At 71.5% G+C, this 13,208-nt stretch carries 13 protein-coding genes; 10 read left to right on the top strand and 3 right to left on the bottom strand.

The window, feature by feature from the left end; translation table 11 throughout:
* The first annotated feature begins 31 nt into the window (after positions 1–31).
* The 6 genes from lepA (at position 32) to EAD96_RS05280 (ending at position 6,289) form a co-directional block, all read left to right on the top strand.
* Positions 32–1,909 (top strand): translation elongation factor 4, encoded by a 1,878-nt coding sequence (gene lepA, locus EAD96_RS05255; protein ID WP_120568500.1) that lies wholly within the window; start codon positions 32–34, stop codon positions 1,907–1,909.
* A gap of 225 nt (positions 1,910–2,134) precedes the next feature.
* Positions 2,135–2,422, top strand: a complete 288-nt coding sequence (locus EAD96_RS05260; protein WP_120568501.1) for a GlsB/YeaQ/YmgE family stress response membrane protein — start codon at positions 2,135–2,137, stop codon at positions 2,420–2,422.
* A gap of 253 nt (positions 2,423–2,675) precedes the next feature.
* Positions 2,676–2,960 (top strand): GlsB/YeaQ/YmgE family stress response membrane protein, encoded by a 285-nt coding sequence (locus tag EAD96_RS05265; RefSeq protein ID WP_030503112.1) that lies wholly within the window; start codon positions 2,676–2,678, stop codon positions 2,958–2,960.
* Positions 2,961–3,183: 223 nt separating this feature from the next.
* Positions 3,184–4,476, top strand: coding sequence for a sugar ABC transporter substrate-binding protein (locus EAD96_RS05270; RefSeq protein WP_121683477.1), 1,293 nt, complete (start codon positions 3,184–3,186; stop codon positions 4,474–4,476).
* On the top strand, positions 4,473–5,459 hold the full coding sequence (locus EAD96_RS05275; protein ID WP_013287981.1) for a carbohydrate ABC transporter permease: 987 nt from the start codon (positions 4,473–4,475) through the stop codon (positions 5,457–5,459). Before EAD96_RS05270 ends, EAD96_RS05275 begins: the two co-directional genes overlap by 4 nt.
* Positions 5,456–6,289, top strand: coding sequence for a carbohydrate ABC transporter permease (locus tag EAD96_RS05280; protein WP_013287980.1), 834 nt, complete (start codon positions 5,456–5,458; stop codon positions 6,287–6,289). The genes EAD96_RS05275 and EAD96_RS05280 overlap by 4 nt, the downstream gene beginning before the upstream one ends.
* A 14-nt stretch (positions 6,290–6,303) precedes the next feature.
* Here EAD96_RS05280 and EAD96_RS05285 read toward each other — a convergent pair whose 3' ends face one another.
* Positions 6,304–7,164 (bottom strand): hypothetical protein, encoded by an 861-nt coding sequence (locus EAD96_RS05285; RefSeq protein ID WP_199733070.1) that lies wholly within the window; start codon positions 7,162–7,164, stop codon positions 6,304–6,306.
* Between the two features lie 111 nt (positions 7,165–7,275).
* The gene (locus EAD96_RS05290; RefSeq protein ID WP_121683483.1) at positions 7,276–8,061 is read right to left on the bottom strand and encodes an enoyl-CoA hydratase-related protein; all 786 of its coding nucleotides are present in this window, start codon (positions 8,059–8,061) and stop codon (positions 7,276–7,278) included.
* A 19-nt stretch (positions 8,062–8,080) separates the two neighbouring features.
* Between EAD96_RS05290 and hemW the strand changes: the two genes are divergently transcribed.
* Complete coding sequence (gene hemW, locus EAD96_RS05295; RefSeq protein ID WP_199733073.1) at positions 8,081–9,304, top strand: radical SAM family heme chaperone HemW; 1,224 nt, start codon at positions 8,081–8,083, stop codon at positions 9,302–9,304.
* A 39-nt stretch (positions 9,305–9,343) separates the two neighbouring features.
* On the opposite strand, the gene EAD96_RS05300 is transcribed toward hemW, so the two are convergent.
* Positions 9,344–9,988: a DUF4870 domain-containing protein gene (locus tag EAD96_RS05300; protein ID WP_120573625.1), complete on the bottom strand. Its 645-nt coding sequence runs from the start codon at positions 9,986–9,988 to the stop codon at positions 9,344–9,346.
* A 232-nt stretch (positions 9,989–10,220) separates the two neighbouring features.
* Between EAD96_RS05300 and hrcA the strand changes: the two genes are divergently transcribed.
* The 3 genes from hrcA to EAD96_RS05315 all read left to right on the top strand — a co-directional run bounded on the left by hrcA (position 10,221) and on the right by EAD96_RS05315 (position 13,198).
* Positions 10,221–11,243, top strand: a complete 1,023-nt coding sequence (hrcA, locus tag EAD96_RS05305; protein WP_091572036.1) for a heat-inducible transcriptional repressor HrcA — start codon at positions 10,221–10,223, stop codon at positions 11,241–11,243.
* Between the two features lie 73 nt (positions 11,244–11,316).
* Positions 11,317–12,462 carry a molecular chaperone DnaJ gene (gene dnaJ / locus EAD96_RS05310; RefSeq protein ID WP_176710436.1) on the top strand — a complete coding sequence of 382 codons (1,146 nt, stop codon included), beginning with the start codon at positions 11,317–11,319 and terminating at the stop codon, positions 12,460–12,462.
* Between the two features lies 1 nt (position 12,463).
* The gene (locus EAD96_RS05315; protein WP_121683479.1) at positions 12,464–13,198 is read left to right on the top strand and encodes a 16S rRNA (uracil(1498)-N(3))-methyltransferase; all 735 of its coding nucleotides are present in this window, start codon (positions 12,464–12,466) and stop codon (positions 13,196–13,198) included.
* Positions 13,199–13,208: the final 10 nt, after the last annotated feature.

Below are 13,208 nucleotides of genomic sequence, written 5' to 3' on the forward strand. Positions count from 1 at the left end.
CGCTCACGTCAGCCGACCAGAACGGACCGCTGTGCCACCGACGCTCGATCCCGGCGCGAACGCTCCTGGTGCCACCGACCCGGCGCGCATCCGGAACTTCTGCATCATCGCCCACATCGACCACGGGAAGTCGACCCTGGCCGACCGGATGTTGCAGCTCACCGGTGTGGTCGACCCGCGGCAGATGCGCGCGCAGTACCTGGACCGGATGGACATCGAGCGCGAGCGCGGCATCACCATCAAGAGCCAGGCCGTGCGGATGCCGTGGACGATCCGCGAGGGCGACCGGGCCGGCGAGACCGCCGTGCTCAACATGATCGACACCCCGGGCCACGTGGACTTCACCTACGAGGTGTCCCGTTCGCTTGCCGCCTGCGAGGGCGCGATCCTGCTCGTCGACGCCGCGCAGGGCATCGAGGCGCAGACGCTGGCCAACCTCTACCTGGCGCTCGAGAACGATCTGCACATCATCCCGGTGCTCAACAAGATCGACCTGCCGGCGGCCCAGCCGGAGAAGTACGCCGAGGAGCTGGCCCACCTGATCGGCGGCGACCCGGCGGACTGCATCAAGGTCTCCGGCAAGACCGGCGAGGGCGTGCCCTACCTGCTGGACGAGATCGTCCGCCAGTTCGTGCCGCCGGTGGGTGACGCCGAGGCTCCGGCCCGCGCGATGATCTTCGACTCGGTGTACGACGTCTACCGGGGCGTGGTCACGTACGTCCGGGTGATCGACGGCCGGATCTCGGCCCGGGACCGGATCAAGATGATGTCCACCGGCGCGGTCCACGAGCTGCTGGAGATCGGCGTCATCTCGCCGGAGATGGTGAAGGCCGACGCGCTCGGCGTCGGCGAGGTGGGTTACCTGATCACCGGCGTGAAGGACGTGCGCCAGTCCCGGGTGGGTGACACCGTCACCATCAACAACAACCCGGCCAAGGAGGCGCTCGGCGGCTACAAGGACCCGAAGCCGATGGTCTACTCGGGTCTCTATCCGATCGACGGCTCGGACTACCCGAACCTGCGCGAGGCGCTGGACAAGCTCAAGCTCAACGACGCGGCGCTCACGTACGAGCCGGAGACCTCCGGCGCGCTGGGCTTCGGCTTCCGTTGCGGCTTCCTCGGCCTGCTGCACCTGGAGATCATCCGGGAGCGGCTGGAGCGGGAGTTCAACCTCGACCTGATCTCCACCGCTCCGAACGTGGTCTACCGGGCCATCCAGGAGGACGGCGAGGAGATCGTGGTCACCAACCCGAGCGAGTACCCGACCGGCAAGATCGCCGAGGTGTACGAGCCGACCGTGCGGGCGACGGTGCTGACCCCGAACGACTACGTCGGCGCGGTGATGGAGCTGTGCCAGGGCCGCCGGGGCAGCCTGCTCGGCATGGACTACCTCTCCGCCGACCGGGTGGAGCTGCGCTACACGCTGCCGCTGGCCGAGATCATCTTCGACTTCTTCGACCAGCTCAAGAGCCGCACCAAGGGTTACGCCTCGCTGGACTACGAGCCCTCCGGCGAGCAGGCGTCCGACCTGGTCAAGGTCGACATCCTGCTGCACGGCGAGCCGGTCGACGCGTTCAGCGCGATCGTGCACAAGGACAAGGCGTACACGTACGGCACGACGATCGCGGCGAAACTGCGCTCGCTGATCCCGCGCCAGCAGTTCGAGGTGCCGATCCAGGCGGCCATCGGCAGCCGGGTCATCGCCCGGGAGACCATCCGCGCGATCCGCAAGGACGTGCTCGCCAAGTGCTACGGCGGTGACATCAGCCGGAAGCGCAAGCTGCTGGAGAAGCAGAAGGAGGGCAAGAAGCGGATGAAGATGGTGGGCCGGGTGGAGGTCCCCCAGGAGGCGTTCATCGCGGCGCTGTCGTCCGACTCCGGCGACGGCAAGCCCGCCGGCAAGAAGTAACGGTCAGGCTCCACGAACCGGCCGGCGTCCTGTCCCCAGGGCGCCGGCCGGTTCGCGTACCCAGGAAATTTTCAGCCTCTGGCAGCGCTCCCACCTGCGGGTTCGTCCCGGTCGGGGGAGCGGCGGTCGATGCCGCCGGTTTCGGTTTTCGATGCGTCGGGCACTTAGCGGGCACGACAGCAAACGCACACAGAACGTGCGAAATCGCTTTTAGGAGGACCGACCGTGGAGTTCACCGTCTGGGGCATCATCACCGCGCTCGTCGTGGGTCTGATCGTCGGCGCGCTGGGCCGGCTGGTCGTGCCGGGCCGGCAGAACATGCCGATGTGGCTGCACATGGTGATCGGCGTCGGCGCGGCGCTGCTGGGCACCGTCCTGGCCCGCGCGCTCGGCATCGCCACGCAGACCGCCGGCATCGACTGGGCCGAGCTGGCCGTGCAGGTCGTGCTCGCCGCCATCGCCGTTGCCCTGGTGGCCGGCGTCGGCCGCCGCCGCGCCGTCTCGCGTTACTGATTCACGCACCACGCGCCTCGACGGGCGCCCGGCCGACCCGGCCGGGCGCCCGTCGGCGTATTCGGCGCATTGAACCCCGTCGGTGCGCCGGGCCCGCCCGCCGCGCCGGGTTTCGGCGAGAAGTAGCAGGTCAGAGTACATCTGAACAATTCGTCATCGGAGTCGGTTTGGATTTCCGGGCGGTCGGGAACTTAGCGATCACGACAGTAACCACACGAAAAAGTGTGACCCGATCTTAAGGAGGAGGGCGACCATGGAGCTCACCGTTTGGGGCATCATCACGGCGCTGGTCGTTGGTCTGATCGTCGGCGCGCTGGGCCGGCTGGTCGTGCCGGGCCGGCAGAACATGCCGATGTGGCTGCACATGCTGATCGGCGTCGGCGCCGCGCTTCTGGGCACGATCGTGGCCCGGGCCTCCGGCTTCGCCGAGACCGCCGGCATCGACTGGCGCGAGCTGATGCTGCAGGTGCTGTTCGCCGCGATCGGCGTGGCCCTGGTGGCCGGTGTCGGCCGTCGCCGCGGCGTCTCGCGCTACTGACCCCGCACCACGCGCCTCGACGGGCGCCCGGCCTCACCGGCCGGGCGCCCGTCGGCGTACGTGGGCCCTGAACTGCCCGGACGGCATCGATGTCGGCCGGGCCTCCGGCTGCGATACGGTCGCCTGTGCCCTCCGTCACGAACACCCCCTGTTGTAAAGGAAATTTTCCTACTAAGGTGCGGCGGAGAAGGTTAGTGCCAAACGGCCCTGAGGGAGATATGGCGTGAACAGGTGGAAGCGGCTGGCTCCGGTCACCGCCATCGTGGCGTCGGCCGCGTTGGTGCTGACCGCGTGCGGTGGCTCCGGCGACGACGACAAGGCCGCCGACAACAGCAAGCTCACTGTGTGGATGATGGGTGAGGGCGGCGACGCCCAGACCAAGTTCCTCGACAGCGTCGAGGCGGAGTTCAAGAAGAAGCACCCCGAGACCGACGTCGTGGTGCAGTACATCCCCTGGCTCGAGGCGCCGAAGAAGTTCCAGGCCGCGCTCGCCGGTGGCGAGGGCCCGGACGTCACCGAGCTGGGCAACACCGAGACCCAGGGCTGGGCCGCGCAGGAGGCCCTGGCCGACGTCTCGGACAAGTTCAACGGCTGGTCCGAGGGCAAGGACATCCTGCCCGACCTGGTCAAGAACGCCCAGCTCGACGGCAAGCAGTACGGCGTGCCGTGGTACGCCGGCGTGCGCGCCGTCTACTACCGCACCGACTGGTTCGCCGAGGCCGGCGTGAAGCCGCCGACGAACTGGGACGAGATGGTCGCCGCCGCGAAGGCCGTGCAGGCCAAGAAGCCGGGCACCTACGGCATCGCCCTGCCCGGCAACTCCGAGCTGCCGTTCTACTCCTTCCTCTGGGGTGCCGGCGGGGAGATCGCCACCAAGGAGGGCGACAGCTGGAAGTCCGGGTACAACACCCCCGAGGCGCAGAAGGCGGTCAAGTTCTGGACCGACCTGGTGACCGTGCACAAGGTCGCCCCGCCGGCCGCGGCCGGGTGGAACGAGGTCGACGCCCGCACCCAGTTCGCCACCGGCAAGGCCGCCATGGCGTTCGCCGGTAGCTGGCAGGGCGGCGCGATGAAGAAGGACAACCCCGACATCGAGAAGGTGTGGGGCACGTTCCCGATCCCCGGCCCGGACGGCAAGCCCGCCCCGGCGTTCGCCGGCGGCTCCGACATCGCCATCTGGAAGGACAGCGAGCGACAGGCGCTGGCCTGGGACTACATGACCGTGCTGCTGAGCAAGCAGAAGGACAAGGAGTTCGCCAGCAGCCTCGGCTTCTTCCCGGTCTACCAGGACCTGGTCAGCAGCGGCGACTACGCCAACGACAAGGTGATGGCCGCGTTCGCCACCGCCATCCAGAACACCAAGCTGACCCCGCTCACCCCGAAGTGGGTCGAGGTCAGCCGCACCAAGACGGTGACCCAGGCGATGAACAGCTCGGTCATCAAGGGCCAGAAGACGGTCGAGAAGGCCACCGCCGACGCGGCCACCGAGATGGAAAGCATCCTCAACGCCAAGTGACCACGCTGACCGAGGCCACCGGCGAGGCCGCCGCGCGGGAGACCCCCGCGCGGCGGCGCCGTCGCCGGGTGGACCACCTTCCGTACCTGCTCCTGCTGCCCTGCCTGGCGATCATCGCCGTGTTGCTGCTCTGGCCGCTCGGCCAGGTCGTGTGGATGTCCTTCCACAAGCTGGACAGCGTCCGGCAGCTACGCGGCGACCGCGAGTGGCCGTGGGTCGGCCTGGCCAACTACGCGCAGATCCTCGGCGACCCGTTCTTCCGTACGGTGCTGCGCAACACCGTGCTGTTCGCGCTCGCCAACGTGGCGCTCACGATGATCCTCGGCACCCTGGTCGGGCTGCTGCTCAACCGCCTGGGCAAGAAGATGGCCACGTTCGTGGCGAGCTGCGTGATGCTCGCCTGGGCCACCCCGGCGCTGACCGGCACGATCGTCTGGAAGTGGATCTTCGACGACACCAGCGGCCTGGTCACCTGGCTGTTCAACAAGCTCCCGGACGGGCTGTCCACGGCGCTGTTCGGGCGCAGCGACTGGACCGGGTACGGCTGGTTCAACGACCCGCTGCTGTTCTTCGCCATCCTGACGCTCGTGGTGGTCTGGCACTCGTTCCCGTTCATCGCGGTGAGCGTCCTGGCCGGGCTCAAGAGCGTGCCGACGGAGTTGCAGGAGGCGGCCCGCGTCGACGGCGCCGGGCCGTGGAAGGTGTTCTGGTCGGTCACGTTCCCCGTGCTGCGGCCGGTCTTCGGCATCCTCGTGGTGCTCTCCACGATCTGGGACTTCAAGGTCTTCACCCAGCAGTTCGTGCTGGCCGGCGGTACCCAGGACCGGTCCACGTTCATGCTGTCGATCTACTCGTACGCGGAGGCGTTCTCGCCGCCGCCCAAGTACGGCCTCGGCTCCGCCATCGCCGTCATCCTCACCGTGATCCTGCTCGTGGTGACCGCCCTGTACGTCCGCATGGTGCTGCGGCAGGAGGACGAATGATGAAGAAGATCGCCCTCAACGGCGCGGGCCTGCTGGTCGCGCTCTTCGCCGCGTTCCCGGTCTACTGGATGGTGGCGACCTCGCTGAAGCCCAACCGGGAGATCTTCTCGTCCACCCCCCGGCCGGTGCCGGCGGAGCCGACGCTGGAGCACTACCGGGAGATCCTCACCGGCAACCTGATCCCGGGCGTCACGTTCGCCGACTTCTTCCTCAACAGCGCGCTCGTCGCGCTGGCGACGGTGCTGCTGAGCGGGCTGGTCGCGCTGCTCGCCGCGACCGCCGTGGCCCGGTTCCGGTTCAAGCTGCGCACCACGTTCCTGATCATGCTGCTGGTGGTGCAGATGATCCCGCTGGAGGCGCTGGTCATCCCGCTGTTCCTGATGATCCAGCGGCTCGGCCTCTACAACACGCTGCCCAGCCTGATCCTCACGTACCTCGGTTTCTCGCTGCCGTTCGCGGTCTGGATGCTGCGCGGCTTCGTCGCCGCGGTGCCCAAGGAACTGGAGGAGGCCGCCGCCATCGACGGCGCCAGCCGGGCCCAGACGTTCCGCAAGGTGCTGTTCCCACTCGTCGCGCCCGGCCTGGTCGCCACCAGCATCTTCTCGTTCATCACCGCGTGGAACGAGCTGATCTTCGCGCTGACGTTCATCAACGACCAGCAGAAGTACACGCTGCCGGTCGCGATGACGTTCTTCTTCGGCCGGGACGACACCGCCTGGGGCTCGGTCATGGCCGCGTCCACGCTGTTCACCCTGCCGGTGATCGTCTTCTTCCTGCTGGTGCAGCGCCGGATGGTCTCCGGCCTGGTGGCGGGAGCGGTCAAGGGCTGACCCGGCGGCGCCGGTCAGGCCGCGGCGAACACCTCGGCGCGCACCTCGGTGGTCGGATCGCCCTTCACCCGGGCCCAGGAGCCCTGCTCGGCGGTCCACTCCAGGTTGCCGAAGCGGACCTTCTTCACGCCGTGGTCGTCGGCGTGCGAGACGAGCCAGTGCGCGTACCGCCAGCCGTTGCGGTCGTCGCCGGCCGGCACGGTGAGCGCGGTCAGGTCGGTCGCCGTGGCCAGCCGGGGCAGCCCCCAGTCCAGCGACAGGCTCTCCAGCACGGCGCTGGCGGCGGCCGGGCCGCGCATCGTCGGCGGCGACCCGACGGTGCAGGCCACCGCGCCGGTCGCGTGGCCGAGCAACGCGCGGGTGAGGACCTCCGACTCGTCCGCCCACTTCTGGTACGCCTCGGGGAACGCCGAGCGCTGCACCCGCTGGGCGGCGTCGGTGATCCGCATCCGCTCCCAGCCCTTGACCTTCTTCAGCGCGGCGTAGAACTTGTTCGCCGCGTACCGCGGGTCCTGGATCTCCTCCGGGGTGCCCCAGCCCTGGCTCGGGCGCTGCTGGAACAGGCCGAGCGAGTCGCGGTCGCCGTGGGCGATGTTGCGCAGGTGCGACTCCTGGTACGCGGTCGCCAGCGCCACCACCACCGCCCGCTCGGGCATCCGGCGCTGCATCCCGATGGCCGCGATGGTGGCCGCGTTCGCCATCTGGTCGGCGCCGAGCACCACCTCGCCGTCCGCCTTCACGGTGCAGGTCCGGCTGGCCAGGGGCAGCCGCAGGTGCTCGCCGAACTGCTTGGTGACGACGTAGACCGCGAGCAGTGCCAGCACGCACACCGCCACCCCAGATGCCACGATCGCCGCTCGCGTCCGCACCCGCACCCCCTGTCCCGACAGTCCGACAAGCGTACGTCCCACCCGCCACGGCGGCTCTCGGCCGACCGGCGGGCCCCACGTCGGCCGCAGTGGCTCACGCGGGGCCCGCCGCGAACCTCAGTCTTCGGCGGGTACCCAGGCGGCGGGACGCTTCTCCCGGAACGCCATCACGCCCTCGCGCCCCTCGTCGGAGAGGAAGTACCCGGTCGACAGCGCGGCCAACTCGGCGATGTCGGCCCGCAGGTCCGGCCCGGCGGGCCGGCGCAGCAGCTCCTTCGCCCCGGCCAGCGCGCCGGGGGCGCCCTTGACCAGCGAGGCGCAGTAGCGCTCGACGGCGGCGTCCAGCTCGTCGCCCGGCACCGCGGCGGTGACCAGGCCGATCTCGGCGGCCCGGCGGCCGTCGAACGTGTCGCCGGTCAGGTACAGCTCGGCGGCGGCCCGCTGACCCAGCCGGGGCAGCACGGTCGCCGAGATCACCGCCGGGATCACCCCGATCCGCACCTCGGTGAACGCGAACGTCGCCTCCTGAGCGCAGACCGCCAGGTCGGCGGCGGCGATCAGGCCCAGCCCGCCGGCCCGGGCCGGCCCGGCCACCTTCGCCACCACCGGCTTCGGGCACTCGCGCACCGCGACGAGCACGTCGCCGAGCATCCCGGCGGGCACCGTCCCGCTGGCGTACGCGGCGGCTGTCTCCTTCAGGTCGGCGCCGGAGCAGAAGACGGGGCCGGTGTGGTCGAGCACGATCGCGCGTACCGCGTCGTCGGCGACCGCGCCGGCCAGCCCGGCCAGCAGCTCGGTCATCAGGGGCGTGGAGAGCGCGTTGCGATTGTGCGGGCTGTCCAGGGTGAGGGTGGTCACCCCACGGGCCGTGGCGACTCGCACGAGAGCGTCCGGAGAGGTCATGCCGGGCACACTAGTGGCCATGCCCGGCGTCCTTCCAGAAGGCGAACCCGTCCCGCGCGACGGATCGCTGCCCGCCACCGCCACTCGCGCCGTCGGCGCGCGCGGCTTCGGCGTGTACGTCCACGTGCCGTTCTGCGCCAGCCGGTGCGGTTACTGCGACTTCAACACGTACACCGCGTCGGAGCTGGGCGGCGGGGCGAGCCGGGAGGCGTACGCCGACTCCGTGCTGGCCGAGCTGGAGCTGGCCGCCCGGGTGCTGGGCGACTCGCCGCCGCCCCGGGTCGACACCGTCTTCGTCGGCGGCGGCACGCCCACCCTGCTGCCCGCCGACGACCTGGCCCGGATCCTCGACGGCATCGACCGCGTCTGGGGGCTGGCCGCCGACGCCGAGGTGACCACCGAGGCCAACCCCGAGTCGGTGAGCCCGGAGTCGCTCAAGACGCTGCGGGCGGCCGGGTACACCCGGATCTCGCTGGGCATGCAGTCCGCCGCGCCGGGCGTGCTCGCGGTGCTCGACCGGCGGCACAGCGCGGGCCGGGCCACCGCCGCCGCGCTGGAGGCACGCGACGCCGGGTTCGAGCACGTGAACCTGGACCTGATCTACGGCACGCCGGGCGAGACGGCCGAGGACTTCGCCGCCTCGCTGGCCCAGGTGGTCGACGCGGGCGTGGACCACGTCAGCGCGTACGCCCTGATCGTGGAGGACGGCACCCGGCTGGCCGCGCGGATGCGCCGCGGCGAGCTGCCGTACCCCTCCGACGACGTGGCGGCGGACCGCTACCTGGCCGCGGAGGCCGCGCTCGGCGAGGCCGGATTCTCCTGGTACGAGGTGTCGAACTGGGCCCGCTCGGCGGCGGCCCGGTGCCGGCACAACCTGCTCTACTGGGCCGGCGCCGACTGGTGGGGCCTGGGCCCGGGAGCGCACAGCCACGTCGGCGGCGTGCGCTGGTGGAACGTCAAGCACCCGAGCGCGTACGCGGCGCGGCTGGCCGAGGGCGCCTCGCCCGCGCTGGCCCGGGAACAGCTCACCGCTGACGAGCAGCACATGGAGGACGTGATGCTGCGGGTGCGGCTCGCCTCCGGCCTGCCGCTGGACGTGCTGGACGCCGCCGGCCGGGCGGGCGCCGAGCGGGCCCGGGACGCCGGACTGCTCGACGCCGGGGCGTACGCGCGGGGGCTGGTGGTGCTGACGCTGCGCGGCCGGCTGCTGGCCGACGCGGTGGTACGCGACCTGCTGCCGTGACCGGGGCCGGCCGGCCGCCCCCTCGGCCGGCCGGCGGCGTCACTTGGTGAAGCTGTAGCTCATCGGGTAGCGGTAGAGCACGCCGTCGTTGGCCTTGACCCCGCCGATGATCCCGAAGATCAGCGGCACCAGCCAGACCAGCATCGGGACGAAGAACAGGATCCCGCAGGTGATGATCGTGATCACCCAGGCGAGCACGCCGGCGATGGCCCAGGTGATCTGGAAGTTCAGCGCCGCGACGGCGTGCGCGCGGACCGTCGGCGACTGCTGGCCCCGGCTCATCAGCGCGATGAGCGGAGCGACCCAGCCGAGCAGGCCGCCGCCGACGATGACGCCCACGGCGCCACCGAAGTGCGACACCAGCGCCCAGGTCTTCTCGTCGTTGTTTGCGTACGCGGCGGGGCCGTATCCGCCACCGGCGGGGTAGCCGGCGCCGTAGCCGGGCGTGCCGCCCGGCGGAGGGTAGCCGCCCGGGGGCGGGTAGTCGCCCGGCGGAGGTTGGCCGCCCGGAGGCGGGTAGCCACCCGGGGGCGGATAGTCACCGGGCGGGGGATAGCCGCCCGCGCCCGGCGCGCCGGACAGTGGAGCGGTGGGCGGTTCACCGGCCGGCGAGCCGTAGGGCGCCGACGGGTCGGGCTGGGGGCCGGAGTCCCCTGCCCCGGGAGGGCGAGGAGGTTCTGTCATGGTCGCCACGGTAGGTGCACCGGGCAACCCGCACCAGAGCGACACAGACCGACGATGACCAGCTTTTCGGCCCTGGTGGGCGGTGCTGTGTGGCGGGCCGCACCGCAGGTCCGTCAGGCGATCATCGCATCGGCGGGGGTGCCGACGTAGACTGGCACTCGCTACAGTCGAGTGCCAGCCGCCCGGCGGATGCCGCGCGCCGGCCGGACCGAGGTGCGTCAGGAGGTGGGGAATGGGTCTCGACGACCGCAAACTCGCCGTGCTGCGCGCCATCGTCGAGGACTACGTCGCCACGCAGGAGCCGGTCGGCAGCAAGGCCCTGGTCGAGCGGCACCAGCTCGGCGTCTCGCCGGCCACGGTGCGCAACGACATGGCGGTGCTGGAGGAGGAGGGCTACATCCGGCAGCCGCACACCAGCGCCGGCCGGGTGCCCACCGACCGCGGCTACCGCCTCTTCGTCGACCGGCTCTCCCGGGTCAAGCCGCTCAGCCCGGCCGAGCGCCGGGCGATCGAACGCTTCCTGGTCGGCGCCGTCGACCTGGACGACGTGGTGCACCGTACGGTCCGGCTGCTCGCCCAGCTCACCCGGCAGGTCGCCGTGGTGCAGTACCCGAGCCTGGCCCGCTCCAAGGTGCGCCACCTGGAGCTGGTGCCGATCTCCACCACCCGGCTGATGGTCGTCATGATCGCCGACACCGGCCGGGTCGAGCAGCGGCTGGTGGAGCTGCCCGCCCCTGTGCCCGCCGACGACGTGACCGACCTGCGCCGGCTGGTGAACGAGAAGCTCGTCGGCAGCCAGCTCGCCGAGACGCCGCCGCTGGTGCAGGCGCTCGTCGACGAGTCGGCGCCGCATCTGCGCCCGGCCATGACCACGCTCTCCACCGTGCTGCTGGAGACGCTCGTGGAACGGCACGAGGAGCGCCTCGCGCTGGCCGGCCAGGCCAACCTCACCCGGGGTGGCCTGCTCGACTTCCAGGGTTCGCTGCGGCCCATCCTGGAGGCGCTCGAAGAAGAGGTCGTGCTGCTCAAGCTGATCGGCGAGACCGAGCCGAGCACCACCCGGGTGCTCATCGGCGACGAGAACGAATACGACAACCTGCGGGCCGCCTCGGTGGTCAGCACCGGCTACGGACCGGGCAGCACGATCGTCGGCGGACTCGGCGTGCTCGGGCCGACCCGGATGGACTACCCCGGCAATATCGCCATGGTGAGGGCCGTGGCACGCTACGTGGGCGAACTGCTGGCCCAGAACTGACCAGTCAGGGCCGACGGCCGGTTCCGGCCGACGACCGGAGCGACGCGAGACGAACATGAGGACACCTAACGCAGTGGCCAGGGACTACTACGGCATTCTCGGCGTGAGCCGGGACGCCTCCGACGACGAGATCAAGCGCGCCTACCGCAAGCTGGCGCGGCAGTTCCACCCGGACGTCAATCCGGACCCGGAGGCCCAGGAGAAGTTCAAGGACATCAACGCCGCGTACGAGGTCCTCTCGGACGACCGGAAGCGGCAGATCGTCGACCTGGGCGGCGACCCGCTCGCCCCGGGCGGCGGTGGCGCGGGCGGTCCCGGCGGCCCGGGCGGCGCCGGTCCGTTCGTCGGCTTCCAGGACATCATGGACGCGTTCTTCGGCGGCGCCGCGGGCGGCAGCCGGGGCCCGCGTCCGCGTACCCGCCCCGGCGCGGACGCGATCCTGCGCCTGGAACTGGACCTCAACGAGACCGCGTTCGGCGTCGAGGCGCCGATCACCGTCGACACCGCGGTGCTCTGCACCACCTGCTCCGGCGCCGGCACCGCCGCCGGCACCCACCTGGCCACCTGCGAGGCGTGCGGCGGCCGCGGCGAGGTGCAGTCGGTGCAGCGGACCTTCCTCGGTCAGGTGGTCTCGGCCCGGCCGTGCACCGTCTGCCAGGGCTACGGCACCACCATCCCGCACCCCTGCCCGACCTGCGCCGGCGACGGCCGGGTGCGTACCCGCCGTTCGCTGACCGTCAAGATCCCGGCCGGGGTCGAGGACGGCATGCGGATCCGCCTGGCCCAGCAGGGCGAGGTCGGCCCGGGCGGCGGCACCGCCGGCGACCTCTACGTCGAGATCCACGAGCGGCCGCACGACGTCTACTCCCGCAAGGGCGACGACCTGCACTGCCGGGTGACGGTGCCGATGACCGCCGCCGCGCTCGGTACCCGGCTGACCATCAAGACGCTGGACAGCGAGGAGACGGTCGACGTCAAGCCCGGCACCCAGCCCGGCAGCACGCTGCGGCTGCGCGCCCGGGGCGTACCGCACCTGCGCGGCACCGGCCGGGGTGACCTCTACGTGCACCTGGACGTGCGTACCCCGACCAAGCTCGACGCCGACCAGGAGCGGATGCTGCGCGACTTCGCCAAGACGCGCGGCGAGGAGGTCGCCGAGCTGACCAAGCAGGGCGGCTTCTTCTCCCGGATGCGCGACGCCTTCAACGGGCACGCCTGAGGTGTCCGCGCCGCTGTTCCTGGTCGACGCGCTGCCCACCGGTGACACGCTGACGCTGGACGGCCCGGAGGGCCACCACGCGGCCACCGTGCAGCGGCTGCGCGTCGGCGAGGAACTGGTGCTCGCCGACGGCCGGGGCGGCACCGCCGCCGCGGTGGTCACCGCCGTCGGCCGCGGCACGCTCGACCTGCGGCTCACCAGCCGGGGGTACGCGGACGCGCCGGTGCCCCGGCTGGTCGTGGTGCAGGGCATCGCCAAGGGCGACCGGGGTGAACTCGCCGTGCAGGCGATGACCGAGGTCGGGGTGGACGAGATCGTGCCCTGGGCGGCGTCCCGCTCGGTGGCGCAGTGGCGCGGCGAGCGGGGCGAACGGGCCCGGCAGAAGTGGGTCGCCACCGCCCGGGAGGCGGCCAAGCAGGCCCGCCGCCCGTGGCTGCCGGTGGTGGCCGGCGCGCCGGACGAGTCCACCGTCTCGGTGGCCCGCCGGATCGCCGGGGCGGCCGGCGCGTACGTGCTGCACGAGGGCGCGCAGGACCGGCTGACCACCGTCGACCTGCCGGCGGCCGGCGAGATAGTCCTGGTGGTCGGCCCGGAGGGCGGCATCGCCGATCACGAGCTGGCCGCGTTCGCCGAGGCGGGTGCCCGTACGGTCCGCCTGGGCCCGTCCGTCCTGCGCACGTCCACGGCAGGCGTGGCAGCCCTCACGGTCCTGGCCACCCGCCTGACCCACTGGTAACCCGCCCACC

It is taken from the genome of Micromonospora sp. BL1 (assembly GCF_003667485.1).
In the GTDB taxonomy this organism is placed as follows: Bacteria; Actinomycetota; Actinomycetes; order Mycobacteriales; family Micromonosporaceae; genus Micromonospora; species Micromonospora tulbaghiae.

Excerpts from the sequence above, each read along its gene's own strand:
- EAD96_RS05265 (WP_030503112.1), top strand. The coding sequence starts at position 2,676 with ATGGAGCTCACCGTTTGGGGCATCATCACGGCGCTGGTCGTTGGTCTG.
- EAD96_RS05300 (WP_120573625.1), bottom strand. The coding sequence starts at position 9,988 with ATGACAGAACCTCCTCGCCCTCCCGGGGCAGGGGACTCCGGCCCCCAG.
- EAD96_RS05290 (WP_121683483.1), bottom strand. The coding sequence starts at position 8,061 with ATGACCTCTCCGGACGCTCTCGTGCGAGTCGCCACGGCCCGTGGGGTG.
- hemW (WP_199733073.1), top strand. The coding sequence starts at position 8,081 with ATGCCCGGCGTCCTTCCAGAAGGCGAACCCGTCCCGCGCGACGGATCG.
- hrcA (WP_091572036.1), top strand. The coding sequence starts at position 10,221 with ATGGGTCTCGACGACCGCAAACTCGCCGTGCTGCGCGCCATCGTCGAG.
- EAD96_RS05280 (WP_013287980.1), top strand. The coding sequence starts at position 5,456 with ATGATGAAGAAGATCGCCCTCAACGGCGCGGGCCTGCTGGTCGCGCTC.